Source organism: Streptomyces sp. VTCC 41912, from assembly GCF_045799175.1.
Taxonomy (GTDB): Bacteria; Actinomycetota; Actinomycetes; order Streptomycetales; family Streptomycetaceae; genus Streptomyces; species Streptomyces albulus_C.
Genome location: NZ_JBJMAB010000002.1, coordinates 304,704 through 329,719 on the forward strand (window position 1 = coordinate 304,704; position 25,016 = coordinate 329,719).

Here is a 25,016-nt window from a genome sequence, read left to right on the forward strand (position 1 = left end):
AGGGCGGCGGTCCCGTCGGGCCCCGGCGCGAACGCCCCTGTGCGCCCCGCCCCGGCCCCGGCCCCGGACCGCCGCCCACCGGTCGGCCGTCGGGTCAGTCGCCGGTGTCGGCCCACAGCCGTCCCGCCACCGCCGCCAGGGTCGCCGTGGCCTGCTGCTGGAGGCCGCCGCCGAAGGTGATCCGGTTCGCGCCCAGGGCGCCCAGTTCGCGCGGGGGCGGGCCGCCGGGCTTCGCCAGGGCGTTGAGCGGGAGGGTGACCGCCGCGGCCAGTTCGGGCAGCAGCTCGGGCGGGGCGAGGATGGGGTAGAGGCAGTCGGCGCCGGCCTCGGTGTAGGCGCGGGCCCGCGCCGCGAACGCGTCCGGTCCCCGCTCGCCGCGCAGGAAGGTGTCGATCCGGGCGTTGAGGACCAGGGCGTCGCCGGCCGCGGCACGCACCTCCGCCAGCCAGGCGGCCTGCTCCTCGGGGTCGCGCAGGGCGCCGGTGGTGTGGTCGGAGTCCTCCAGGTTGCAGCCGACCGCGCCGGCCTCGGCGAGCCGGCCGACCAACTCCTCGGCGGACAGCCCGTACCCGGCCTCCACGTCCGCCGTCACCGGGACGTCCACGGCCCGCACGATCCGGGCGATCGCCGCGAACATCTCGTCGGCCGGGGTCCGGCCGTCCGCGTACCCCAGGGACGCCGCGATGCCCGCGCTGGGCGTGGCCAGCGCCGGGAAGCCGGCGTCGGCGAAGACCCGGGCGGAGGCGGCGTCCCAGACGTTGGGCAGGACCAGCGGGTCGCCCGGCCGGCGGCCGTGGTGCAGGGCGCGCAGCGTCGCGGCGGGGCCGGTGGAGGTCACAGCTCCGCCCCGGGGGGCTGGCGGACGGTGACGTTGACCCGGTTCCAGTTGTTGATGGCGACGATCACGGCCAGCAGGTGGGCGAGTTCGGCCTCGTCGAACTGGGCGGCGGCCCGCTCGTACACCTCGTCCGGGACGTGGCCCTCGGTCAGTACGGTGACCGCCTCGGTGAAGGCGAGCGCCGCCCGCTCCCGCTCGGAGTAGAGGTCGCCGGCCTCCTCCCAGGCCGGCAGCAGGTCGATCCGCTGCGCCTCGACGCCGGCCGCGCGGAGGTTGGTGACATGCATGTCGACGCAGAACGCGCACGTGTTGAGCTGGGAGGCGCGCAGCACGACCAGTTCGGCCAGGACGGCGTCGCCCAGGCCCTTCTTCGCGGCCATGGTCAGCTTGAGCTGGGCCTGGTAGAAGGCGGGGACCTTGCTCCAGAACGTCATGCGGTGGCTCATCGCGCTCACACCTGCCCCGGGACGAGGCGGGTGGTCACGCCGAACCGGTTCCACGCGTTGATGGTGGTGATCAGCGCGATCAGCTGGGCCAGTTCGGCCTCCTCGAAGGCGGCCTCGGCCTGCGCGTAGACGGCGTCGGGGACGAAGCCGTCGGTGAGCACGGTGATCGCCTCGGTGAGGGCCAGGGCGGCGCGCTCCCGGTCGGTGAAGAAGCCGACGGCCTCCTCCCAGGCGGCCAGGAGGGCGAGGCGCTCCTCGCTCTCGCCGGCCTTGCGGGCGTCGCTGGTGTGCATGTGGAGGCAGAAGGCGCACTTGTTGAGCTGCGAGGCGCGGATGTTGACCAGTTCGACCAGGGTCGCGTCGAGGCCCTTCTTGGCGGCCGCGTCCAGCCCGATCATGGCCTTGTAGACCTCGGGGGCGAGCTTGGCCCAGCGCATCCGGGGGCCGTGCTGGTGGCCGGCGGCGGCCGGGGCCTGGTGTCCTGCGGTGGGTGTCGTCTCGTTCGTCATGACCGTGACGCTACGGGGTGAGTGGCACAGGGGTATGGTCCACTTCCATGGAGAATTCGCGGGCCACTTTCGGGCGGGATCTCGGGCGGGACCTCCATCTGGAGCTGACCGGTCCGGGCGGGGTGCGCTCCTCGTTGATGACGGCGCTGCGCGGGGCCGTGCGCTCCGGGCGGCTGACCCCCGGCACCCGGCTGCCGTCCTCCCGGTCGCTCGCCGCCGACCTCGGCATCGCCCGCAACACCGTCGCCGACGCCTACGCCGAGCTGGTCGCCGAGGGGTGGCTCTGCGCCCGTCAGGGCTCCGGCACCGAGGTCGCCGAACGGGTCCTGCCGCGCGCCGCGGCGGCCCGGCGCACCCCGGGCCCGCCGTCCCCGACCGCCGCCGGGCCGCGCTTCGACCTCACCCCCGGCACCCCGGACGTCTCGTCGTTCCCCCGCACGGCCTGGCTGGCGGCGGCCCGCCGGGCGCTGACCGCCGCGCCCCACGAGGCGTTCGGGTACGGGACCCCGGCCGGCCGGCCCGAGCTGCGGGCGGTGCTCGCCGACTACCTCGCCCGGGCCCGCGGCGTCCGGGCCGATCCGGACCGGATCGTGATCTGTGCGGGGTTCATGCAGGGGCTGGGGCTGCTGAGCCGGGCGCTGCGGCCCCGCGGCGGCGCCGCCGGCCGGATCGCCACCGAGTCCTACGGGCTGCACCTGCACCGCGACGTGATCACCCGGGCCGGGCTCGGCACGGTCCCGCTCCCGGTCGACGCGCACGGCGCGGACACCGGCGAACTGGTGGGCCTGGACCACCTGCGGGCGGCCCTGCTGACCCCCGCGCACCAGTTCCCCACCGGCGTCCCGCTGCACCCGGACCGGCGGGCCGCGGCGGTCAACTGGGCGCGTGCCACCGGGGGTTACGTCCTGGAGGACGACTACGACGGCGAACTGCGATACGACAGGCAGCCGGTCGGCGCCCTGCAAGGACTGGACCCCGACCACGTCGTCTACCTGGGCACCGCGAGCAAGAGCCTGGCGCCGGCGCTGCGGCTGGCGTGGATGGTGGTGCCGGACCGGCTGATCGACCGGGTGCTGGAGGTCAAGGCCACCGGCGAGTGGCAGTCCGGCTCCCTGGACCAGCTGACCCTGGCGGAGTTCCTGGCGTCGGGGGCGTACGACCGGCACCTGCGCGGGATGCGGCTGCGCTACCGGCGCCGGCGCGACCAGTTGGTGGCGGCGCTGGCCGAGGCCGCCCCGCACGTGCACGTCTCGGGGATCGCCGCCGGGCTGCACGCGGTGCTGGAACTCCCGCCCGGCACCGAGCAGTCCATCGTCCAGGCCGCACTGTGGCAGGGGTTGGCGGTGCACGGCCTGCGGGAGTTCACCGACCCGGCGTTCCCCGCGGCGGCCCGCGACGCCCTGGTGATCGCCTACGGCCGGCCGCCGGACCACTCCTTCGCGGCCGTCCTGGACGCCCTGCTGCGGGCGCTGCCGCCGGGGAACTGACCCGCGTCCGCGGCCTACGGGCGCTCCACCACCGCCGGTGCGGGTTCGGCGTCGGCCGCGGTGGCGTCGGCCGGGCCGGTCGCGGGCGCCTCGCCGAACCGGGCCAGGGCCAGCGCGCCCGCCACGGCCAGCGCGAAACCGGTGACGGTCAGCGGGGCCAGGCCGTCGCGGGTGCGGTCGCCGAGCCAGGCGACGCCGACCAGGGCCGGGCCGAGGGTCTCGCCGATCACCATGCCGGCGGTGGCGGTGGTGACCGAGCCGCGCTGGAGGGCGGCGGTCAGCAGCAGGAAGGCGGCGCCCCCGCCGACGAGCAGCGCGTAGGTGGCCGGGTTGGTGAGCAGGTCGGCCGGCCCGAACCCGTCGATCAGGCGCACCGCGACCTCGACGACGCCGAAGCCGAAGCCCGAGCCGAGGCCGAGCGCGGCGGCGCGGGCGCGGTCCGGGAGCCGGCCGGCGAGGGCGCCGCCGGCCAGGAGGGCGAGGGCGAAGGCCAGCACGCCGATCCGCAGGGCGGGGCTGCCGGTCCGGTGCCCCTCGGTGCCGGACGACAGCGCGAGCAGGGCGAGTCCGCCGCAGACCACCGCGACCGCGCTCCATTCGGCGCGCTTGAGGCGGGTGCCGAGGACGGGGGCGGCGACCACCGCGGTCACCGCGAGGGTGGCCGCCAGCGCCGCGCCGACCGTGTAGATCGGCAGGGTTCGCAGCGCCACCAGTTCCAGCAGGAAGCCCAGTCCGTCCAGGGCCAGCCCGAGCAGGTAGCGCCACTGCGTCAGCACCCGCAGCAGCAGTCGGGCGTCGACGCCGGAGCCGGTGCCGGCCGGGGTGTCGCGGGCGGCGACGGCCTGGAAGACGGAGGCGGTGCCGAAGCACACCGCGGACGCCAGCGCGCAGATCATCCCGAGCAGCATGGCTCCGACTGTACGGGGCCGGCGGGCCGCGGGGCAGGGGCGCTGGGCGGGGGCGGCTACGCGCCCAGTACCGCCCGCAGCTGCTCCAGGCCCCAGTCCAGGTCCTCCTGGCTGATCACCAGGGGCGGGGCGATCCGGATCGTCGGACCGTGGGTCTCCTTGACCAGGACGCCGCGGGCCAGCAGCCGTTCCGAGACGGCCCGGCCGTCGCCGCGGGAGGGGTGGACGTCGATGCCGGCCCACAGGCCGCGGCCGCGCACCGCGTCCACCGCGCCCCCACCCACCAGGGGCGCGAGCGCCCGGTGCAGGTGCGCGCCGAGTTCCGCGGCCCGTCGCTGGTACTCGCCGGTGCGCAGGAGCGCGATGACCTCCAGGCCGACCGCGCAGGCCAGCGGATTGCCGCCGAAGGTCGAGCCGTGCTCACCGGGGCGGAAGACGCCCAGCACCGCGCGGGACGACACCACGGCGGACACCGGCACCACCCCGCCGCCGAGCGCCTTGCCCAGGACGTACACGTCGGGCACCACGCCCTCCTGCTCGCAGGCGAAGGTGGCGCCGGTGCGGCCGAGGCCGGACTGGATCTCGTCGGCGATGAAGAGGACGTCGCGGTCCCGGGTCAGTGCGCGGACGCCGGCCAGGTAGCCGGGCGGCGGCACCCGGACGCCGGCCTCGCCCTGGATGGGCTCCAGCAGCACCGCGACGGTGTCGGCGTCGACGGCCGCGTCCAGGGCGGCCAGGTCGCCGTAGGGGACGACGGTGAAGCCGGGGGTGTACGGGCCGAAGTCGGCGCGGGCCTCGGGGTCGGTGGAGAAGGAGACCAGCGTGGTGGTGCGGCCGTGGAAGTTGCCCTCCGCGACGACGATCCGGGCCCGGCCGTCGGGGACGCCCTTGATCCGGTAGCCCCATTTGCGGGCGGTCTTGACCGCGGTCTCCACCGCCTCGGCGCCGGTGTTCATCGGCAGGACGAGTTCCATCCCGCACAGGTCGGCGAGCTGGGTGCAGAAGTCCGCGAAGCGGTCGTGGTGGAACGCCCGGGAGGTCAGCGTGACCCGCTCCAGCTGGCTCCGGGCGGCGTCCAGGAGGCGGCGGTTGCCGTGGCCGAAGTTGAGCGCGGAGTACCCGGCGAGCAGATCGAGGTAGCGGCGGCCGGTCACGTCGGTCATCCAGGCGCCCTCGGCGGTGGCCACGACGACGGGCAGCGGGAGGTAGTTGTGCGCGCTGTGGGCCTCGGCGGCGGCGATGAACGCTTCCGTGGACGTCACGGTGTCTCCGTCCGGCGGGTCGGACCGCCCGGTCCGACCGGATGAGCGAGTGCCGGCCCCTCCCCGCGCGCTCCGGCTCCTCTTCGCGGTCTGTCCCCATTGTCCCGCCCGGGCACCGCCGGGCGGGAGGTGCCCGGGCGTGCGGTCCGCCGGCACCGCCGGGCGGACCCGTTCGGCCGGAGCCCGGGCGCGCGCGGGCCGCCAGGCCCTAGACTTCCCGTGCGCAGCCGCGACTGGCGCACGGGGAACGGACCCCGAGGAAGCGGTGCGCGGCCACACGCCTACGAGGTGCCGCCCGCCTGGGTACCCCGGGACCACGACCGACCACCGTTCGATCGCCCCGGAGGACGCCATGACGGCCCATCCCCCCGCCCGCCCCGCCCTGCACACCGCCGACCCGGAACTGGCCGCGCTGGTCGACGCCGAGGAGCGGTTGCAGGCCGACACCCTGCGCCTGATCCCCAGCGAGAACTACGTCTCCGCCGCCGTGCTGGAGGCCACCGGCACGGTCCTTCAGAACAAGTACAGCGAGGGCTACCCGGGCCGCCGCTACTACGAGGGCCAGCAGAACATCGACCTGGTGGAGACGCTGGCCGTCGAGCGCGCCAAGGCCCTCTTCGGCGTCGAGCACGCCAACGTGCAGCCGTACTCCGGCTCGCCCGCCAACCTCGCCGCGTACCTCGCCTTCGCCTCCCCCGGCGACACCGTGCTGGGCATGTCGCTGCCGATGGGCGGGCACCTCACGCACGGCTGGGGCGTCTCGGCGACCGGCACGTGGTTCAACGGGGTGCAGTACGGCGTCCGGGCCGACACCGGGCGGATCGACTTCGACGAGGTGCGCGACCTGGCCCTCAAGGAACGCCCGAAGATCATCTTCTGTGGTGGCACGGCCGTCCCGCGGACCATCGACTTCGCCGCGTTCGGCGAGATCGCGCGGGAGGCCGGCGCGGTCCTCGTCGCCGACATCGCGCACATCGCGGGCCTGGTGGCGGGCGGTGCGCACCCCTCGCCCGTGCCGCACGCCGACGTCGTGGCGACCACCACCCACAAGACGCTGCGCGGTCCGCGCGGCGCCCTGCTGATGTCGCGCGCCGCGCACGCCAAGGCGATCGACAAGGCGGTCTTCCCGGGCCTCCAGGGCGGCCCGCACAACCACACCACGGCCGCCATCGCGGTGGCGCTGCGGGAGGCGTCCGCGCCGTCCTTCCGCGACTACGCGCACGCCGTCGTCGCCAACGCCAAGGCGCTCGCCGAGGCGCTGCTGGCGCGCGGTTTCGACCTGGTCTCCGGTGGCACCGACAACCACCTGGTGCTGATCGACCTGACCTCGAAGGAGGTGCCCGGCAAGGTCGCCGCGAAGGCCCTGGACCGGGCCGGGATCGTGGTGAACTACAACACCGTGCCGTTCGACCCGCGCAAGCCGTTCGACCCCTCCGGCGTCCGGATCGGCACCCCGTCGCTGACCTCGCGCGGGCTGGGGACCGCGGACATGCCGAAGGTCGCGGAGTGGATCGACCGGGGCGTGCGGGCCGCCGGCACCGGTGACGAGGAGGCCCTCGCGGGTATCCGCAAGGAGGTCGCGGAGCTGATGGCCGCTCACCCGGCGCCGGGCCTGCCGCTCCCCCGCTGAGCCGCTCCCCCGTTCAGCGCCTGCCCGCCGCGCCGGGAACACCCGCCGCCACCGCGCGCGTTGTGGCCTCGCAGGGGGCCCGACCCTCCCCTACGGGATGTGTTCGGCCACCCCCTGCGGGGTCCCCGCGCCCGGGCCCACCGGCCCCCGCTCCCGGGAGCACGGGCCTCGGCGGCCGGGCGCACCGGGCCCTCCGCCCGGGGCCGCGGGGCTCCACGCCTGGGCTCCCCGCGGACCTGAGAGAATGACTGCCATGGCTCTCGAACGCCCGCCCGTCGCCCACCATCACCCCGAGGGGAATGGCTCCGCCATGCAGCGTCCCCGTGTGCTCTCCGGCATCCAGCCCACCGCCGGCTCCTTCCACCTCGGCAACTACCTCGGTGCGGTGCGCCAGTGGGTGGCGCTGCAGGAGTCCCACGACGCCTTCTACATGGTGGTCGACCTGCATGCGATCACCGTCCCGCAGGACCCCGCGGAGCTGCGCCGCAACACCCGGGTCGCCGTCGCCCAGCTGCTGGCCGCCGGTCTCGACCCGGAGCGGTGCACCCTCTTCGTGCAGAGCCACGTGCCCGAGCACGCCCAGCTCGCCTGGGTGATGAACTGCGTCACCGGCTTCGGCGAGGCGTCCCGGATGACGCAGTTCAAGGACAAGTCCGCCAAGCAGGGCTCGGACCGGACGACGGTCGGCCTGTTCACCTACCCCGTCCTGATGGTCGCCGACATCCTGCTCTACCAGGCCGACCAGGTCCCCGTCGGCGAGGACCAGCGCCAGCACCTGGAGCTGACCCGCGACCTCGCGGACCGCTTCAACACCCGCTACGGCGACACCTTCACGATCCCGAACCCGTACATCGTGAAGGAGACGGCGAAGATCTTCGATCTTCAGGACCCGTCGATCAAGATGAGCAAGTCGGCGTCGTCGCCCAAGGGCATCATCGACCTCCTCGACGAGCCCAAGGCCACCGCGAAGAAGATCAAGAGCGCCGTGACGGACACCGACACGGTGATCCGCTTCGACCGCGAGGCCAAGCCCGGCGTCAGCAACCTCCTCACCATCCTGTCCACCCTGACCGGCGAGGACGTCCCGTCGCTGGAGCGCTCCTACGAGGGCAAGATGTACGGCGCGCTCAAGACGGACCTGGCCGGGGTGATGGTCGACTTCGTCACACCGTTCAGGACCCGTACGCAGGAATACCTCGACGACCCCGAGACGCTGGACACGATCCTGGCCAAGGGCGCCGAGAAGGCCCGGGCGGTGGCGGCGGAGACGCTGGCCGCCACCTACGACCGGATCGGGTTCCTGCCGGCCAAGCGCTGACCGTCCGCGGAAATCCGGGCGTGCCCTCGCGGGCGCGGCCCGGCACACTGGGAAGGGTGCGCGCCCCCGCGGCGCGCACCCACACGTCTGGAGGGAGAACGCAGTGGGGACCGTAACGCTCGGCGTTTCGCTCGCGGTCCCGGAGCCGCACGGCAGCTTCCTCCAGCGGAGGCGCGAGGGCTTCGGGGACCCGGCGGCCCGCGGCATCCCCACCCACATCACCCTCCTCCCGCCGACCGAGGTGGACGCCGCGGCGCTGCCCGCCATCGAGCAGCACCTGGCGGAGGTCGCCGCGGGCTGTCGGCCGTTCGCGCTGCGGCTGGACGGCACCGACACCTTCCGGCCGCTGTCGCCGGTGGTCTTCGTCAAGGTCGTCGAGGGCGCCCGCGGCTGCACCGCCCTCCAGGAGCGGGTCCGGGCCGCGTCCGGGCCGTGCGCGCGGGAGCTGCAGTTCCCGTACCACCCGCACGTGACCGTCGCGCACGGCATCGACGAGGCGGCCATGGACCGCGCCGAGACGGAGCTGGCGGGCTTCTCGGCCGCCTGGACGGTCGGCGGCTTCGCGCTCTACGAGAAGGGCGACGACGAGGTGTGGCGGCTGGAGCGGGAGTACCCGTTCGGGCCCGGGAGCGCGGCGGTGACGCTGCCCCGGCAGGCCGCCGAGGCCGCCGAGCTCTCCCGGCCGCCGGCCGCGTCCTACTGAGGCGCCCCGCGCCCGGCCCGGCCGCACGCCGTCACGCTCCTGCCCGGTGCGTCGGGTGCTTCCCGCCGTCCGGGGTAGCCGGAAGCTAGTGTTCCGGATCAACCGGAGCAGCCGGCACGGAGGGGCGGTACGGGGATGACGGGCGGACGGGGCATGCGGGGCGACGGCGACGACGCGGACGCGCACGACAACCACGGCGGCGGCAACGGGAGTTCCCGCGACGGCCGGGACGCGGACCAGGCCGAGGACCCGGCCAAGGGCCCGGCCGAGGACCCCTCCAAGGCCAAGGACACCGACGCGGAGGCCGGCCCCCTGGGCTGGGTCACCGGGCTGCCGGTCGTCGGCCCCCGGCTCGCCCCCGCCGTCCGCTGGGTCCTCGACTCCCACCCGTGGCGCAGCTACGAGCGGATGCTGCGGGTGCACTGGACCCGACTGGCCGCCGCCATCACCTTCACCAGCTTCGTCGCGCTGTTCCCCCTGCTGACCGTCGCCGCCGCGATCGTCGCGGCCACCATCGGCGACGCCCAACTGCACACCCTCCAGACCAAGCTCGCCGAGCAGATCCCCGGCATCTCCGGCCAGCTCGACCTCGCGGCGCTGGTCAACAACGCCGGCACGGTCGGCCTGATCGCCGGCGCCCTGCTGCTGCTCACCGGCATCGGCTGGGTGCAGTCCCTGCGCGACTGCCTGCGGGCCGTCTGGGAGCTGCCCGACGAGGACACCAACTTCTTCGTCGGCAAGCTCCGCGACGGCGCTCTGCTGCTCGGTCTCGGCGCGGTCGCCCTGGTCTCGGTGGGCTGCTCGACGTTCGCGTCGGCCGCGGTCGACCGGGCGGCGGACGCGATCGGGCTGCCCAAGGGCGGCGCGGCCAGCCTGCTGCTGACCGCCGCGGGATTCTGCATCGCGGTGCTCGCCGACTTCGTGATGCTCGCCTACGTCCTGACGAAGCTGGCCGGCGCCCGACCGCCGCGGCGCGCCCTGATCACCGCCTCGCTGATCGGCGCGATCGGCTTCGAACTGCTGAAGCTGCTGCTCAGCGGCTATCTGCGGGGCGTCGCCGCGCGCAGCATGTACGGCGCGTTCGGCACCCCGATCGCGCTGCTGCTGTGGATCAACTTCACCGCGAAGCTGCTGGTCTTCTGCGCGGCCTGGACGGCCACCTACCGGCCGGCCGCCCGAGCGGCCGAGCCGGCTCCCGCCACCGCGGCGTAGCGGCCGCACCACCGGTGGGGCCCGTCCCCGGGCAGGGCGGCCGGACCGGGGCCGGGCCCGTCGGCGGTGCGACGGGCCCGGCCCCGGCCGCGGTCACTTCCTGCGTCGGCGCCCGCCGCCGCCGTCCGTCGCCGGCCGCCGCCGGCGGACCAGCCACGCCAGCCCGCCCAGCAGCACCACGACGACGCCGCCGATGCCCGCGGCCGCCCACGGTCCGCCGAAGCCGGCGGAGTCCAGCGCGGCCTGGGCCTGCGGGTCGCCGCCCGCCGCGTCCGTGCCGGACTCCTTCTCCGCGCCCTTCGCCTCGACCAGACGGCCGACCGGTTCCACCTTGCCGTCCGCGGCGAAGCCCCAGTCGAAGAGCTTGGCGGCCTCGCGGTACGCCTCGTTGTGCTCCTTCTTCTCCGGGTTCATCACGGTGACCAGCAGCTTGCGATCGCCGTGCTGGGCGACGCCGGTGAACGTGGAGCCGGCGTTGGTCGTGGAGCCGTTCTTCACGCCCCCGATGCCCGGGTACGGCTTGATGTCGTAGTCGCCGCTGAGCAGCCGGTTGGTGTTCTGGATGCCGAAGGTGGCGCGCTTGCCGTCCTTGCCCATGTCGCCCGGGAACTGCGCGCTGGCCGTGGAGCAGTACTCCCGGAAGTCCGCGTTCTTGAGCCCGGCCCGGGCGAACAGGCTCAGGTCGTAGGCGCTGGACACCTGCCCCGGTGCGTCGTAGCCGTCCGGCGTGATCACGTGCGTGTCGGTGGCGTTGAGTTCCACCGCGCGCTTCTGCATCTCCTTGACGGTGGCGTCGGTGCCGCCGTTCATCGCGGAGAGGGTGTGCACCGCGTCGTTCCCGGACCGCAGGAAGACCCCCAGCCACAGGTCGTGGACGGTGTAGGTGAGGTTCTCCTTTATCCCGACGAGGCTGCTGCCGGCGCCCATGCCCGCCAGGTCGGTCGGCTTGACCTTGTACGTGCGGGTCTTGGGGAACTTCGGCATCACGGTGTCGGCGAACAGCATCTTCAGCGTGCTGGCCGGCGCCAGCTGCCAGTGCGGGTTCTTCGCCGCCAGCACCTCACCGGAGTCGGCGTCCGAGACGATCCACGAGCGGGCGGTCAGCTCCTTGGCGTCCGGCAGCGCGGGCGCGCCCCCTCTCGGCTGCACCTGCACGCCCGCCTGGCCCAGTCGTTCCCCGCCGACCTGCGACATCTTCGCGGGCGGCACGGGCGCCTTCGGGGGCTGTCCGCCGTCCACGGGGGCGGCCTGCGCGGAGCCCGCGAACAGCGGCGACACCAGCAGTACGGAGGACGCCAACGCGGCGACGGTACGAACGGCTCGTACGGCGGAGGGGGACGCGGGGGCACAGAAGGTCGTCGGCACGTCCGTGAACGTACCCGGCCGCGACCGCCTCCCGGAACGCGCCCCACGGAAGAGTGGCCCTCCGAACGGCCGGATGGAGCCGCTGCCGCCGTCCCGACCGGACCCCCCGGAACTCCCCCGTCCCGCGTCCTGCTTCCGGCTCCCCCTCGGAGGGACCTGGTGCATCTGCTTCACCTTCCACAAACCACTGGCCATCACGACGTCCGGACTAGGCGAAAGAGCTGGTCCACAGGTGCGAAGACGACGACAGGCCCGCTCGGGATCCCAAACCGGCCCGGCCGGGACGTGGATCACGTCGCGGCGGGGTGCGCGGGGGTGGCGGCGCGGGGTGGCGGCGCAAGGGGCGCGGCGCGGAAGGTGCCGCCCTTCAGGTCTCGGAACGGCCCGGGGGCTCGCCCGTCAGCCCTCTGCCGCTGCGGTCCGGGGTGCCTCGCGGCGCAGGGCGCGCAGGCCGCGGAAGCCGAGCACGCCGATCGCGGTGCCCAGGAGGAAGGACACGATGGCGAGGGTGAGGTGGATCCAGAAGTACGCGGTGGGGTTGCCGTGGTCGAAGGCCAGCCCGCTGGCGTCCTTGACCAGGTTTTTGACGAAGGTCGTCCACACCACCCATGACCAGGCGCCGAAGGCGAGGAGGAACCAGGAGACCGGGCGGCTGAGCTTCATGGGGTGTGTCCTCTGCTGCGGGGAAGCCTTGCCCTGCCAGTATCCGTGATCGATTTTCGGGGCGGCCGCGGCCTGCGCCCGCCCCGCGCCGCGTGATCACCGCAGTGCGGCGGCGCCGAAGCCCGCGCCCTCACCGGCCGCGCGGCGGCACCGCGGTCCGGTCCGGCTGACGACCGGCAGGAAGAGCACGGGGTGGGCCGACCACTCCACCCACGTGCCCGCGCAGTTCAGGGCCAGCCCGCAGGGCTCCCCGCGGTGCAGTGCGGACACCGCCCCCAGGCGCCCGTCGCCGTCCACCTCGCGCAGGGCCCGTTCGCGCGCCCGCCCGGACAGCCCGGCGGCCAGCCGCCGGGCGTCCGCGGCGATCTCCCGCACGGCCCGCAGCGGGGCGCCGACCGCGAGGGCCGTCCAGGACGCCACCTCGTCCGCGTGCGCGGAGCGGTACACCGTCCGCTCGCACCAGATCCCGGGCACCGCCAACCCCGTCCGCGTCCCCGGCCGAACCGTCCACGTCACGCCGCGAGCCATGCCGCCTCCCGCCCCTGCGGAGTGCCGGTGCCGTAGGCGCCGACGGTCCTGCCGCCGGGCCGGGCCACGAGGGCGTACGCGCACCCCTCGGCGTCAACGACGGTCAGGGCGACGGGATTTCCGGCCATCAGCCCGTACACCGCCCGGCCGAAAGCGACCTGGTCGCCGAGCCAGTCCAGCGCCCCCGTCCCGGCGGGCACCCCTAACTGTTGGGCGACCTGCTCGGCCCGCGTCCGCACCCATCGCACCGCCCGGCGCGGCGAGTACGTCACCACGCCCCCGAGGTCGATCGACGGCGCGTCCGGCCGGTGGACCACCAGCTCCGCCCGGTAGACCGCGACGTCCCCCACGACCGTCACGGCATCTCCGGTGCAGGCAGCGGGAGTTCGGCCCACACCACCTTTCCGGTGCCGACCGGGACCACCCCCCAGCCACTTGCCAAGGCGTCCACGAGCACCAAGCCACGACCACATTCCGTTTCCTCCTCCTCGACCCCCGTCGACTCCTTGACCACGGGCTCCCCGCCGCCGACGTCGTGCACCTCCAGCCGCAGCCGGTCGCCCGCCAGCACGAACCGGACCCCGATCGCCGGCACCGGCGCGGCCAGACCGGCGTGCGCCCGCACGGCGTTGGTGACGAGTTCGGACGTCAACAGCGCTGCTGGTTCGGCGAGTTCACCCCCGACGCGCCATGCGCGCAGTTGCCGCCGGAGCTCTCTGCGGGCCCAGCCGACGCTGCGCGCGTCGGACGGAAACCGGTAGGCGACTGCGGTCGCGACGGGCGGAGTTGCTACGAACCGGGCGCGTGCGGACATGGCCATCCCCTTGGTGCGCATGACGGAGCGATGCCATTACGCAACGAGTCGCTACACATGCGTTGCGTGACGAGTCTCACGGTAGGGCGTCGAGCACTTCGTCCACAAGTACCGCCTGCGCAAGTTGCGATTGCGGTGCGTGAGCGTGCAAACTATTTCCGTTACGGCTCAACGCGGCACACTGAGGCCATCGTTGAAAGGAGCGCTCATGCCCGCAGGTGGGAGGCCGACGGTACGAAGCCGGAGGCTCGGCAACGCACTGAGGCGCTATCGGGAGGCGGCTGGACTCGATCAACCGGACAGCGCCGAAGCCATCATGAAGTCCGTCTCGAAGGTCAGCCGCCTGGAGAGCGGACAGACGACCGCCTCCGCGCTGGAGGTCCGAACTCTGCTGGAACTGTATGGAGTCGAGGACCCCGGCGAACGGGCCAAGTTGCTGGAGTGGGCCCGGCGCAGCAACGAACGGGGGTGGTGGATCGACTATCAGGGCGCCGTCGGAGACGGCTACGCCCACCACATCGCTCTGGAACATGAGGCGACATACATTCGCTCGTGGGGCCCGGTCCTCATCCCCGGGTTGCTGCAAACCACTCACTACATGGAATCCGTCATCGCCATAGGGCCCCAGACGATCCCGTCCGAGAGGGTCGTCGAGCTGGCGAAGCTGCGCCAGGAACGCCAGCGGAGGATCGAGGAGGGAGGGGCCAGCTTCGCCGCGATCCTCTGGGAACCAGCTCTCACCTCCCTCTCCCTCGACCGCAAGGTGCGAGACGGCCAGTTGAAGCATCTACTCGACGTCGGGGGACGGCAGAACGTCACCATCCAGCTCCTGCCGACGACGGCGAGCCTGGTCGCCGGGATGGCAGGAGCTTTCGTGGCCTTCTCGTTCGGGGTGGAGGCGAACGTGGAAGCCGTGACACTGGAGAATCCGGCGAACACCAATGTTGTGGAAGCGCCGGAGGATCTGGCCCTCTACGTCAACACGTTCGATCAGCTACGCTCGGCCGCACTGCCTCCGGACAGGAGTGCCGAGCGCATCCGGGAACTCCTTGAAGGTGGAACGCCGCACAAGGAAGTGAAGCCGTGAAGCCTGAAGACATAGGCGCGTTCCGGAAGTCCTCGTACTCCGCACAGACAGGCGAGTGCGTGGAGGTCGCCCCCATATCCACCGGCGGCCACGCCATACGCGACAGCAAGAACCCCGCCGGGCCCCAACTCCTCTTCCCCGCCGACGCCTGGAGCGCGTTCACCGACGCGCTGAAGGGCGACGACCGCAACTGACGCGAACGGGCCCCGGTCCGCACCGCGCGAGGCGGCGGGGACCGGGGCCCGTCGTGGAACGACCGAGGCGACCCGGCCTACTGGCCCGCGAACTTGCGGCTCCAAGATCAGCCGCATGGAGAGCGGGCACACGTCCGCGTCGGGGCTTCCGCACGCTTCTCGACCTCTACGGCGTCGAGGACGCGGACGAGCGGACCTGCGCGCCGCACCGCACGTGCGGGAAGGGCAATTGACTCGCCTGGAGGACGTCGGGGAACGGCAGAGCGTCACGATCCAACTGCTCTCCGAGGAGGCAGGTCTTCTCGCCGGCATGTCGAGTTCGTTATCGGGCTTCTCGTTCGGGGCAGAGGCGAACGTGGAAGCAGCACCCCCGGACGGCCCCACGCACACCAACGTGGTAGAAGGCCCCAAGGGCCTTGCGCACTACGTCAACGTCTTCGACCAGCAGCGCTACCACCGGATGAAAGCGCTTGACGCAGCCGGGAACTCCTTGAGATCGGACCGCCGCACAAGGAAGTGAAGACATGAAGCCAGAGGTCATGGGCGTGTTTCGGAAGTCCTCGTACTCGAACCAGGACGGAGCCTGTGTAGAGATCGCCACCACCACCGGCGGCCACGCCATACGCGACAGCAAGGACCCCGCCGGGCCCCAACTCCTCTTCCCCGCCGACGCCTGGAGCGCGTTCACCGACGCGCTGAAGGGCGACGACCGCAACTGACGCGAACGGGCCCCGGTCCGCACCGCGCGAGGCGGCGGGGACCGGGGCCCGTCGTGGAACAGCCAAGGCGACCCGGCCTACTGGCCCGCGAACTTGCGGCTCACCGAGTCGAAGACGCGTTGCGCCTCCGGGCCCAGGTAGGGGCCGGCGAGCCAGGTGTGGGCGTTGGAGCTGATCGAGGTGTTGGAGATCAGCGTCAGCTTGCCGTTGCGGCCGACGAACCAGCCGCCGCCGGAGGTGCCGCCGGTCATGGTGCAGCCGATCCGGTCCATGGCCGGCGTGCCCTGCTGCATGGTGAGGCGGCCGGGGCGGTCGTAGCAGGACATCATGCGGGCGCCGTCGTAGGGCGGCGCGGCGGGGTAGCCGAACGCCTTGATCGAGCTGATGCCGTCCGCGTGCGGGGCGTTGAACCACACCTGCGCGGCCGCGCCGACGGTCTCCTGGAGGGACTTGCCGCCACCGTTCTCCGGGCGGACGTGCAGCACCGCGAAGTCGTACGCGGAACCGGCGTTGCCGGACTCGGTGCTGCCCATGTCGAGCCACTCACCGGAGGTGCTGATCCAGTCCGCCCAGAAGCGGCCGTAGGGGGTGACCTCCTGGGTGGGGGTGGTGCCGACCTGGCTCATCGGCACGCCGGTGTCGTTGTACGACGGGACGAAGACGATGTTGCGCATCCAGCCGCCCTGCCGGCCGGAGTGGACGCAGTGGCCCGCGGTCCACACCAGGTTGGACTTCCCCGGGTGCGCCGGGTCCTCGACGATGGTGCCGGAGCAGACCATCGGGCCCTTGGGGCTGTCGAAGAAGATCTTCCCGACCGGGGCCATGTTCCGGTGGTAGGGGCGGCCGACCTCCTGGGCGGTGACCGGCCGGGGTTCGGGGTCGGTGGCTCCGGACCCGCCGACCGCCGCGCCGGCCTGGACGCCGACGTCGGGGGCCGCCTGGGCCTGCGCCATCCGGTCGGCCTTCCAGTGGTCCTTGATGATCGGGTTGGCGAAGTCCCGGGCCTCGCGGGCCCACTTGCCCCAGTCCTTCCAGCCGCCGTCCTTCCACTTCTTCAGGTCGTCGATGCTGGTCGGGGCGTCGTCGGGCAGGCCGCCGGCCTTCTGGTTGCCGGACGCCGAACCCCCGCCCGTGGCGGCGGAGTTGCCGTCGGGCCCGCAGGCGGTCACGGTGGCGGCGAGCAGGACGGCGGCGGCCGCGGCGGCGAACGCGACGCGACCGTGACGCGGACGGCGGGCGCGTCCGGCCGGACCGGACGGTGCGGAGGATCCGGACGGTGCGGACGGTGCGGACGGCGTGGCCGGTGTGGACGGCATGGGTGTGGTTCCCCCCTGGTACGTACGACGCGCCCGGCACGGCGCGGCACGGTGGTGGCGCCGGCGCCGGTCGGTGCTCCCCTGACGGCAGTCGCGGGCTGACTGTCATGCCCCTGATGGGGCCGCGCCCTACTATGCCGTTCCGCCGCGCCGGGCGGGGCGGCGGGCCGTCTCCGGCCGAAGATCGGGACAATCGGCGGTGTCCTGTTCGCACCGTCCCGAGGACCGCACCGTGACCGACCGCGTCATCGACCGCCCCCGCAGCCGCGGGTTCCTCTTCCTCGACTCGCACCCCGCCGGGTGCCGGCAGCTGGTCTCCGACATGTGGGAGGCCGTGCCCGCCCCGACCACGCCGCCGCCGGCCGACGGCCCGGTGGCCCTCGTCATCGGCTCCTCCGCCGGCTACGGCCTGGCCGCCACCCTCGCCGGCCTCAAGCGCGCCGGCATCCGCGGCATCGGCGTCTGCTTCGAGAAGCCGGGCAGTGCCCGGCGCACCGCCACCGCCGGCTGGTACCGCACCGCGGCCACCGCCGAACTCGCCCGCGAGGCCGGGCGGGACATGGTCTTCCTCAACGGGGACGCGTTCTCCGACGCGTTGAAGGAGCAGGTCGCCGACCTGGTGGCGGAGCGGTTCGGCGGGAAGCTGGACCACCTGATCTACTCGGTGGCCGCCCCACGGCGCACCGACCCGGAGACCGGCACCACCTACGCCTCGGTCCTCCAGCCGATCGGCGCGCCGTCCCGCACCAGGACCCTGGTCTTCGACGGCGAGGGCGCGCCCGAGGTCAAGGAGGTGGAGACCGCGCCGGCCACCGAGGAGGACATCGCCCAGACCGTGGCGGTGATGGGCGGCGCCGACTGGGAGCGCTGGATCGACCACCTGGCCGGCCGCGGTCTGCTCGCCGAGGGCTTCTCCACCGCGGCGCTGTCCTACATCGGCTCGTCGCTGACCGAGGCGATCTACCGCAAGGGCACCATCGGCGCCGCCAAGGCCCACCTGGAGGGCACCGCCCGCACCCTGGACAAGCGGCTGTCCGAGCTGGTCGGCGGGCGCGCGGTGACGTCGGTCAACGGCGCCGCCGTCACCCAGTCGTCCACCGCCATCCCCGGCATCGCGCTCTACGTCGGGCTGCTGCGCGGCGTCCTGGGCGAGCAGGTGGTGTCGCCGACCGCGCAGCTCGGCGAGTTGTGGGACCAGCTCACCGGGGCCCGCCCGCTGGACCTCGACGAGGAGGGCCGGGTCCGGCTGGACCGCTGGGAGCTGACGCCGCAGGTGCAGGCCGCGGTCGCCGAGCGGTGGCAGCGTGCCACGACGGAGAACATCGCCGAACTCGCCGACCTGGACTGGTTCCACGGCGAGGTGCACCGCCTCTACGGCTTCGCGGTGCCCGGCGTGGACTACGGCGCGCCGGTGGCCACCGAGGTGCCGTGGCCGCAGGAGTCGGCCTGACGGTCGGCGGGTGCGGTCGGCCGGCCCGGTAGGCGGGTCGGCCGGGCCGCGTCAGCAGGGGCGGGCCGGCACCCGGGGGTCCAGGCGGCCCGCCCCCACGCCGTGCCGGTACTGCTCGACCTGCTCGCGGGTCGGGTACCACTTCTTGTCGCAGCGCCGGCACCACCAGCGCCAGTTGTCCCAGTGGACCTCGGTGGTGGCGGTGTCCTTCCACAGGGTGTCGTGACAGTCGAGGGTCGGGCAGTGCGGCGGCGGCAGGGGCATGACGGGCCGGGCCTTTCGTGCGCCGGGTCGATCCCCGGGCGGGTCTGGGGCGCGTCCCAGCCTGGAGCGCCGCGGGCCGGCACGGTGGCCCGGCGGGTCCGCGGCCATACGATCGGGTGACGGGCGGGACCGTCGCTGACCGCCGCCGGGACGGCCCGCACTTCGCGGGGAAAGCCCAGGTCAACGGGGTTCCCCGGGGCCGACATGCGATCACCGGTGATCGGCGCTGCGATGGAGTCATGGGCACGACCAGGCGGACCGGGAGGCGGCTATCCGACCTCTTCGAGTCCACCTGCGACCGCATGCCCGCGGCGACCGCCCTGGAGTGCGGGCCGCACGTCCTGACCTACGCCGCCCTCGACGCCCGGGCCAACCGGCTCGCCCACCACCTCATCGGACAGGGCATCGGGACGGGCTCCCGGGTCGCGCTCCTGGTGCCGCGGTCGGTGGACATGTACGTGGCGCTGCTGGCGGTGGGCAAGGCGGGCGCGGCGTTCGTCCCGATCGACCCGGCGGCGCCCGCCGACCGGGTCGCGTTCATCGCGGCGGACGCCGGGGTGGACGCGGTGCTGACGGTGACGGAGCTGGCCGGATCGGTGGCCGGACGGCCGGCGCCCGTGGTGCGGCTCGACGCGCTGGCCGCCGAGTTGGCCACCGCGCCCGGCACCCGACCGCGGCCGGCGCCGGCCCCCGCCGCGGACCCGGTGCCCGGCCGCCCGCCGGCGCCCCCGGGCCCGGAGGCCGAGGACCCCGACGACCCGCTGGCGTACATCATGTACACCTCGGGCTCCAGCGGCCGCCCCAAGGGCGTGGCCATCGCGCACTCCAGCATCTGCAACTTCCTCGACGTGATCCCCGGCGTCTACGACGTGCGCCCCGACGACCGCGTCTACCAGGGCATGACCCTCTCCTTCGACTTCTCGATCGAGGAGATCTGGCCCACCTGGGCGGTCGGCGCGACCCTCGTCGCGGGTCCCGTCGGGGCCGGGGCGCGGCTCGGCGCCGAACTGGCCGGCGTGCTGGAGACGTCCGCGACCACGCTCTTCTACTGCGTGCCGACGCTGCTGGCGACCATCCCCCGGGACTGGGAGCTGCCGGCGGTGCGCAGCATCGTGGTGGGCGGCGAGCCCTGCCCGGCCCGGCTGGTCGAGCGGTGGAGCCGGCCGGGCCGCCGGATCCTCAACACCTACGGGCCGACCGAGACCACCGTCACCGCCACCGTCGCCGAACTCCGGCCGGGCCGCCCGGTGACGATCGGCCGGCCGGTGCCCACGTACACCGCGGTGCTCCTGGACGACCGGCGCGAACCGGTGCCGGACGGGGCGGTGGGCGAGATCTGCGTGGGCGGCCCGGGCGTCGCCCGCGGCTACGTGCGGCGCCCGGAACTGACCGCGGAGCGCTTCGTCACGCACCCGCTGGCCCCGCACGGCGGGCGGCTCTACCGCACCGGCGACCTGGGCCGGCGCGCCGCCGACGGGGAGATCGAGTTCCTGGGGCGGGCCGACGACGAGGTGAAGGTGCGGGGCTACCGGATCGACCTCGGCGAGATCGACAACGTCCTGCTGGAGGACCCCGGGGTGGCCGAGGCGGCGACCGCGCTGGTGGCGCCGCCGGCCCGCGACGACGGGGCCGAGGAGAGGGAGTTGTCCGCGTACGTGGTGCTGGCACCGGACGGCGCCGGGCAGGCCGGCACGGCGGACGGGGACGCGCTGGTCGCCCGGCTGCACCAGCGGCTGCGGCACCGGCTCCCCGCCTACATGGTGCCGCCGTTCCTCGACGTCCTGACCGAGCTGCCGGCCCTGCCGAGCGGCAAGGTGGACCGCCGGCGGCTGCCCGCACCGACCGGCCGGCGCCTGGGCGTCGGCGGCCGGGTGACGCCGCCGCGGGGCGCGTGGGAGGCGCGGGTGCGGGACGTGTGGGCCGAGGTCTTCGGCATGGGGCCCGAGGCGCTTTCCACCGAGGCGGACTTCTTCGACGACCTCGGCGGGCACTCGTTGCTCGCCGCGCAGGTCGTGTCGTTGCTGCGCAGCCGCGACCTCGCCGCCGGCGCCGCCCTGCGCGACGTCTACGCCCATCCGACGGTGCGCGGGCTCGCGGCCCACCTGGGCGCACCGGGCGGCGCGGAGGCCGGGGCCGGGGTCGGGGCAGGCGGCGGGTCGGTCGGCGCGGGGCCGGGGAGCGGTGACCGTGCGGCAGGCGGCGGCAGCGGTGCCGGGGCCGCCGGCGAGGTACCGGTGCGGCCGCGCCCGCTGCGGCCCGGTCGGGCCCGGATCGCCGTCGCCGGCCTGGCCCAAGCCGCCTCGATCTACCTCCTGCTGTTCGTCCTGACCCTGCCGCTGGTCACCGTCTTCAGCTGGGCGAACGGCGACTTCACCAGCGAGGATGCGCTGCCGCTGCGGCCCGTACTGGCCGTGCTGATCAGCTACTTCGGCGTCCGCTGGCTGCTGCCGGTGGTCCTCGCCCGCCCGCTGGCGGCCGGTATCCGCGCGGGCCGCTACCCGTTGTGGGGCGCGACCTACCTCCGCCTGTGGGCGCTCTCCCTCCTGCTGAGCGTCAGCCCGCTGCCCGCGCTGAGCGGCTCGCCGCTGATGGGCCGTTACCTGCGGCTGCTGGGCGCCCGGATCGGGCCGCGGACGACCATCGCCACCGGCGTCGTCCCGCTGCCGGCGCTGCTCCGGATCGGCGCGGACGCCGCGATCGGCTACGGCGTCACGCTGCGGGCCTGGCGGGTGGCGGACGGCTGGGTGACCGTCGCCCCGATCGACATCGGGCCGCGCGCCTACGTGGGGGCGCACGCGGTGCTGGAGCCCGGCGCCCGGCTGGCGGCGGGGGCCGGCCTCGGCGAACAGTCGGTGGTCGGGCAGGGGGAGGTGGTGCCGCCCGGTGCCCGCTGGGCCGGCTCGCCGCCCGCCCCGGTGCCGGCCCTGGACCCGCACGTGGAGGACATGTTGCGGGCCGGCGGCACGACCGAGCACGGCCGGGCGCGGCACGTCGCCGCCGCGGTGCTCGGCGTCGCCTTCCTCGAACTCCTCACCCTGGCCGTCCTGGTGCCGGGCTCCGCGCTGGTGTGGTGCGTCTGGCTGGCCTGGGGCAGCGGCCCGGCCGTCGCGGTCACCCTGGTCCTCGCGGCGCCGCTCTACGTCCTCGCCGTCTGTGCGGCGATCGCCTGCGCCAAGCGGCTGGTGCTGCCCCGCACCCCGGTCGGCACGCACCCGGTGCGCTCCGCCCTGGGCGTCCGCAAGTGGCTCTCCGACAAGCTGCTGGAGTCCAGCCTCACCTTCACCAACTCCCTCTACGCCACCCTCTACACCGTCCCCTGGCTGCGGCTGCTGGGCGCCCGGATCGGTCCGGGCGCCGAGGTCTCCACCGCCGCCCACCTCGACCCGGACCTGCTCACCCTCGGCGAGGGCAGCTTCGTGGCGGACATGGCGGGGGTGGGCGGCGCGACGTTCGCCGGCGGCCGGGTCACCTGCCGCCGCACCGAGGTCGGCCGCCGCGCGTTCCTCGGCAACGCGGCGTACCTGCCGGCCGGGACGCGCACCGGGCCCGGGTCCCTGATCGGCGTCGGCACCGTCCCGCCCGGCGCCGACGTGCCCCCCGGCACCTCCTGGCTGGGCTCCCCCGCGATCCGCCTGCCCCAGCGCCAGAGCAGCGGCACCTTCCCCGAGGAACTGACCTTCAGCCCCACCCGCAAGGCGGTCCGCCGCCGCCTGGCCATCGAGTACCTGCGCGCCACGCTGCCGGCGTCCCTGCTGGGCGCCGCCACCTTCCTGTTCCTCCTCGCGCTCTCCGCCGTCGCCCGCGCGCCCTCCCGGGCCATCCCCCTGTTCCTCGCCCCGCTCCTGCTGATGGCCAGCGGGCTCGCCGTCGTCGTCGCCTGCGCCCTGCTGAAGCGCCTGGTCATCGGCCGCTACCGGCCCCGCACGGAGCCGCTGTGGAGCTGGTTCGTGCGCCGCAGCGAGTTCGTCACCGGCCTGTACGAGGCGGCCGCCGTGCCGGTCGCCCTCGCGCCCCTGGCCGGCACCCCGTTCCTGCCGCCGGCGCTGCGGCTGTTCGGCGCCCGGATCGGCCGCCGGACGTGGCTCGGCACCACCTTCCTCACCGAGTTCGACCTGGTCGACATCGGCGACGACGCGGCGATCGGCGCCGGCGTGAGCTTGCAGACGCACCTGTTCGAGGACCGGGTCATGAAGATGTCGAAGGTCACCGTCCAGGCCGGCGCGTCCGTCGGCAGCCGCTCGGTGGTGCTCTACGACGGCGTCGTCGGCGAGGGCGTCTGGCTCGACGCGCTCTCCCTGGTCATGAAGGGCGAGTACCTCACCCCCGGCACCGCGTGGCGCGGCATCCCCGTCCAGGGCCTGGCCCTCCGGGGCGGCGCGCGCCCGTCCCCCGAGTTGACCCCCCACCCCACCAGTCCTGCACGGTGAGCGCCCATGTCTCCCCCCACCCGCTTCCTCGACTCCGTCCGCCGGGCCTTCGGCGCCCGCACCGAGGCGGAGACCCCGCCGCTGCCCGCCCCCGGCGGACGCCGCCTGGCCCTGGTCTACCGCGGACCGGCGGCCCGCCCCGCCGGCTGCTCCGAGGCCGTCGCCGCACTGTTGGAGGCCGGCCCCTGGGACCTCGACGTGCGCTACACCGGCCCGTCCGAGGACGTCCCGCTGTCCCTGACGTCCCTGGCACACGCGCACCTCTACGCGCAGCCCGGCGGCGGCTCGCTCGGCCCCGCCTACCGCCGGCTGCGCAAGCACGGTGACGAGATCCGCGCCTACGTCCGGGGCGGCGGCCGCTACCTCGGCTTCTGCCTGGGCGGCTACCTGGCCGGCGACGACCCCGGCTTCGACCTGCTGCCCGGCGACACCGACCAGTACATCGTCACGCCCGGCGCGACCGTCACCCACGACGGCGACACCGTCGTGGAGACCCGGTGGCGCGGTCTGCCCCGCACCGTCTACTTCCAGGACGGCCCGCACTTCCTCCTCGACCCGGGAGCCACCGCCACCGTCCTGGCCACCTACCCCAACGGCACCGTGGCCGCCGTCGTCGCCCCCTGCGGCGCCGGCAAGATCGCCGTCGTCGGCCCCCACCCCGAGGCCACCGACGACTGGTTCCTCGACGAGGGCCTCCCGGTGCACCACACCCACGACCTGGCGGTGGACCTGGTGGACGAACTGCTCGCGGACTGACCGACCGAACGCCCTTGACCTGAAGCCGAGTTGAGACCCCAGGAGGCCGCGAACGACGCCGGGCGGGACCGTCGGATGACGGCCCCGCCCGGGTGCGGAGGACGGGGTGCGGCGGCTACTTCTTCGTCAGCCAGGGCTTCCACACGTCGGGGTGTTCGTCCACCCACTTCTTGGCCGCCTCGTCGGCCGGGAGGCCGTTGGAGGCGATCATTTCGGAGACCTCGTTCTGGTCCTTCTTGTCCCAGTGGAAGTTCTTCAGGAACCGCGCCGCGGAGCTGCCGCTCTTGGCGAAGTCGGTGTTGAAGTACTTCTGGAGCGGGGTGGTGGGGTACGCGCAGTCGATGGACTGCGGGTCCTTGGCCCCCTTCGCCGCGCAGGCGTCGGTGTACGGAGGGAGCTTGACCTCCACCATCGGCACCTGGTTGAAGAGCCACTGCGGTTCGTACCAGTAGGTGAGGAACGGCTTCTTCTGCTTGGCGAACTGCTGGATCTGGGTGATCTGGGCGGCCTCGGAGCCGGCGAAGACGACCTGGTAGTTCAGGCCGAGGTTCTTCACCAGCGCCTTGTCGTTGGTGACGTAGGACGGCGAACCGTCCATCAACTGGCCCTTGTCGCCGCTCTCCGAGGTGCGGAGCTGCTTGGCGTACTTGTTGAGGTTCTTCCAGTCGGTGACGTCGGGGTGCGCGTCCGCCCAGTACTTCGGGACCCACCAGCCGATGTGGCCGGTGACGCCGTTGCCGCCGCCGGCGGTGATGGTCTTCTTGTCCTGGACGTAGCGCTTCTCCTGGTCGGGGTGGCCCCAGTCCTCCAGGATGGCGTCGACCCGGCCCTGGCTGAGCGCGTCCCAGGCGGGGATCTCGTCGACCTGGACGGTGTCGACGTGGTAGCCCAGCTCGTGTTCGAGCAGGTACTTCGCCACCGCGACGTTGGCCTGGGCGCCGACCCAGGTCTGCACGGACAGGGTCACCGACTTGGATCCCTTGGCCGCGGCGAACGGGGACGCCTGCTTGGTCATGTCGGCCTTGCCGCAGGCGGACAGGGACACCAGCAGGGCCCCGGTCGCGGCCGTGGCGGCCAGCGCCTTGGTCAGCGCCCGGGCGCGTGTCGGAGTGCGGGACAT

At 74.0% G+C, this 25,016-nt stretch carries 25 protein-coding genes; 12 read left to right on the top strand and 13 right to left on the bottom strand.

The annotated features are described in order from the left end of the window. Positions 1-94: 94 nt before the first annotated feature. From ACJ6WD_RS04730 to ACJ6WD_RS04740, 3 genes are read right to left on the bottom strand one after another with little or no spacing between them, the layout of a single operon-like run. Entirely contained in the window at positions 95-838 is a 744-nt protein-coding gene (locus ACJ6WD_RS04730; protein ID WP_407615172.1) for an isocitrate lyase/phosphoenolpyruvate mutase family protein, read from the bottom strand. After that, the gene (locus tag ACJ6WD_RS04735; protein ID WP_233657066.1) at positions 835-1,284 is read right to left on the bottom strand and encodes a carboxymuconolactone decarboxylase family protein; all 450 of its coding nucleotides are present in this window, start codon (positions 1,282-1,284) and stop codon (positions 835-837) included. The genes ACJ6WD_RS04730 and ACJ6WD_RS04735 overlap by 4 nt, the downstream gene beginning before the upstream one ends. Positions 1,285-1,289: 5 nt before the next feature. Next, positions 1,290-1,793, bottom strand: coding sequence for a carboxymuconolactone decarboxylase family protein (locus ACJ6WD_RS04740; RefSeq protein ID WP_020929462.1), 504 nt, complete (start codon positions 1,791-1,793; stop codon positions 1,290-1,292). A gap of 47 nt (positions 1,794-1,840) precedes the next feature. Between ACJ6WD_RS04740 and ACJ6WD_RS04745 the strand changes: the two genes are divergently transcribed. Further along, on the top strand, positions 1,841-3,280 hold the full coding sequence (locus ACJ6WD_RS04745; RefSeq protein WP_376438806.1) for a PLP-dependent aminotransferase family protein: 1,440 nt from the start codon (positions 1,841-1,843) through the stop codon (positions 3,278-3,280). Between the two features lie 14 nt (positions 3,281-3,294). On the opposite strand, the gene ACJ6WD_RS04750 is transcribed toward ACJ6WD_RS04745, so the two are convergent. Beyond that, a complete protein-coding gene (locus ACJ6WD_RS04750; RefSeq protein ID WP_233657069.1) occupies positions 3,295-4,188 on the bottom strand; it encodes a hypothetical protein in 894 nt (297 codons plus the stop codon). A 56-nt stretch (positions 4,189-4,244) separates the two neighbouring features. Next, positions 4,245-5,450, bottom strand: a complete 1,206-nt coding sequence (rocD, locus tag ACJ6WD_RS04755; protein ID WP_233657070.1) for an ornithine--oxo-acid transaminase — start codon at positions 5,448-5,450, stop codon at positions 4,245-4,247. A gap of 352 nt (positions 5,451-5,802) precedes the next feature. On the opposite strand from rocD, the gene glyA reads away from it, so the two are divergent. The 4 genes from glyA (at position 5,803) to ACJ6WD_RS04775 (ending at position 10,313) form a co-directional block, all read left to right on the top strand. Then, positions 5,803-7,080, top strand: a complete 1,278-nt coding sequence (gene glyA, locus ACJ6WD_RS04760; protein WP_407615173.1) for a serine hydroxymethyltransferase — start codon at positions 5,803-5,805, stop codon at positions 7,078-7,080. Positions 7,081-7,333: 253 nt separating this feature from the next. After that, a complete protein-coding gene (gene trpS / locus ACJ6WD_RS04765; protein WP_374206777.1) occupies positions 7,334-8,398 on the top strand; it encodes a tryptophan--tRNA ligase in 1,065 nt (354 codons plus the stop codon). A gap of 103 nt (positions 8,399-8,501) precedes the next feature. Further along, positions 8,502-9,101, top strand: a complete 600-nt coding sequence (locus tag ACJ6WD_RS04770) for a 2'-5' RNA ligase family protein (protein WP_016578870.1) — start codon at positions 8,502-8,504, stop codon at positions 9,099-9,101. A gap of 135 nt (positions 9,102-9,236) precedes the next feature. Then, a complete protein-coding gene (locus tag ACJ6WD_RS04775; RefSeq protein ID WP_407615174.1) occupies positions 9,237-10,313 on the top strand; it encodes a YihY/virulence factor BrkB family protein in 1,077 nt (358 codons plus the stop codon). A 93-nt stretch (positions 10,314-10,406) separates the two neighbouring features. Here the strand turns inward: ACJ6WD_RS04775 and ACJ6WD_RS04780 are convergent, their stop codons facing one another. The 5 genes from ACJ6WD_RS04780 to ACJ6WD_RS04800 all read right to left on the bottom strand — a co-directional run bounded on the left by ACJ6WD_RS04780 (position 10,407) and on the right by ACJ6WD_RS04800 (position 13,683). Continuing rightward, positions 10,407-11,612: a D-alanyl-D-alanine carboxypeptidase family protein gene (locus ACJ6WD_RS04780; protein WP_376435362.1), complete on the bottom strand. Its 1,206-nt coding sequence runs from the start codon at positions 11,610-11,612 to the stop codon at positions 10,407-10,409. A 465-nt stretch (positions 11,613-12,077) separates the two neighbouring features. Beyond that, the gene (locus ACJ6WD_RS04785) at positions 12,078-12,341 is read right to left on the bottom strand and encodes an SCO4848 family membrane protein (protein ID WP_016572376.1); all 264 of its coding nucleotides are present in this window, start codon (positions 12,339-12,341) and stop codon (positions 12,078-12,080) included. A 96-nt stretch (positions 12,342-12,437) separates the two neighbouring features. Beyond that, entirely contained in the window at positions 12,438-12,857 is a 420-nt protein-coding gene (locus ACJ6WD_RS04790) for a hypothetical protein (protein WP_376438821.1), read from the bottom strand. Continuing rightward, positions 12,854-13,228, bottom strand: a complete 375-nt coding sequence (locus tag ACJ6WD_RS04795; protein WP_233657075.1) for a hypothetical protein — start codon at positions 13,226-13,228, stop codon at positions 12,854-12,856. The genes ACJ6WD_RS04790 and ACJ6WD_RS04795 overlap by 4 nt, the downstream gene beginning before the upstream one ends. After that, a complete protein-coding gene (locus ACJ6WD_RS04800; protein WP_331247752.1) occupies positions 13,225-13,683 on the bottom strand; it encodes an ATP-binding protein in 459 nt (152 codons plus the stop codon). Before ACJ6WD_RS04800 ends, ACJ6WD_RS04795 begins: the two co-directional genes overlap by 4 nt. A gap of 208 nt (positions 13,684-13,891) precedes the next feature. Between ACJ6WD_RS04800 and ACJ6WD_RS04805 the strand changes: the two genes are divergently transcribed. The 4 genes from ACJ6WD_RS04805 (at position 13,892) to ACJ6WD_RS04820 (ending at position 15,683) form a co-directional block, all read left to right on the top strand. Continuing rightward, positions 13,892-14,770: a helix-turn-helix domain-containing protein gene (locus ACJ6WD_RS04805; RefSeq protein WP_376438825.1), complete on the top strand. Its 879-nt coding sequence runs from the start codon at positions 13,892-13,894 to the stop codon at positions 14,768-14,770. Further along, positions 14,767-14,964, top strand: a complete 198-nt coding sequence (locus tag ACJ6WD_RS04810) for a DUF397 domain-containing protein (protein WP_376438828.1) — start codon at positions 14,767-14,769, stop codon at positions 14,962-14,964. The genes ACJ6WD_RS04805 and ACJ6WD_RS04810 overlap by 4 nt, the downstream gene beginning before the upstream one ends. A gap of 229 nt (positions 14,965-15,193) precedes the next feature. Beyond that, positions 15,194-15,484 (top strand): hypothetical protein, encoded by a 291-nt coding sequence (locus ACJ6WD_RS04815; protein WP_407615175.1) that lies wholly within the window; start codon positions 15,194-15,196, stop codon positions 15,482-15,484. 4 nt (positions 15,485-15,488) lie between these two features. Further along, positions 15,489-15,683: a DUF397 domain-containing protein gene (locus ACJ6WD_RS04820; protein WP_407615176.1), complete on the top strand. Its 195-nt coding sequence runs from the start codon at positions 15,489-15,491 to the stop codon at positions 15,681-15,683. A 77-nt stretch (positions 15,684-15,760) separates the two neighbouring features. On the opposite strand, the gene ACJ6WD_RS04825 is transcribed toward ACJ6WD_RS04820, so the two are convergent. After that, a complete protein-coding gene (locus ACJ6WD_RS04825) occupies positions 15,761-16,999 on the bottom strand; it encodes a serine protease (RefSeq protein ID WP_233657081.1) in 1,239 nt (412 codons plus the stop codon). 232 nt (positions 17,000-17,231) lie between these two features. Between ACJ6WD_RS04825 and fabV the strand changes: the two genes are divergently transcribed. After that, entirely contained in the window at positions 17,232-18,449 is a 1,218-nt protein-coding gene (gene fabV, locus ACJ6WD_RS04830; RefSeq protein WP_233657082.1) for an enoyl-[acyl-carrier-protein] reductase FabV, read from the top strand. 51 nt (positions 18,450-18,500) lie between these two features. Here fabV and ACJ6WD_RS04835 read toward each other — a convergent pair whose 3' ends face one another. Then, the gene (locus ACJ6WD_RS04835) at positions 18,501-18,713 is read right to left on the bottom strand and encodes a hypothetical protein (RefSeq protein ID WP_233657083.1); all 213 of its coding nucleotides are present in this window, start codon (positions 18,711-18,713) and stop codon (positions 18,501-18,503) included. Positions 18,714-18,952: 239 nt separating this feature from the next. Between ACJ6WD_RS04835 and ACJ6WD_RS04840 the strand changes: the two genes are divergently transcribed. Continuing rightward, positions 18,953-23,140 (top strand): Pls/PosA family non-ribosomal peptide synthetase, encoded by a 4,188-nt coding sequence (locus tag ACJ6WD_RS04840; protein ID WP_407615177.1) that lies wholly within the window; start codon positions 18,953-18,955, stop codon positions 23,138-23,140. A 6-nt stretch (positions 23,141-23,146) separates the two neighbouring features. Continuing rightward, complete coding sequence (locus ACJ6WD_RS04845) at positions 23,147-23,896, top strand: BPL-N domain-containing protein (RefSeq protein WP_233657085.1); 750 nt, start codon at positions 23,147-23,149, stop codon at positions 23,894-23,896. A 115-nt stretch (positions 23,897-24,011) separates the two neighbouring features. Here ACJ6WD_RS04845 and ACJ6WD_RS04850 read toward each other — a convergent pair whose 3' ends face one another. Further along, positions 24,012-25,016, bottom strand: coding sequence for an ABC transporter substrate-binding protein (locus tag ACJ6WD_RS04850; RefSeq protein ID WP_233657088.1), 1,005 nt, complete (start codon positions 25,014-25,016; stop codon positions 24,012-24,014).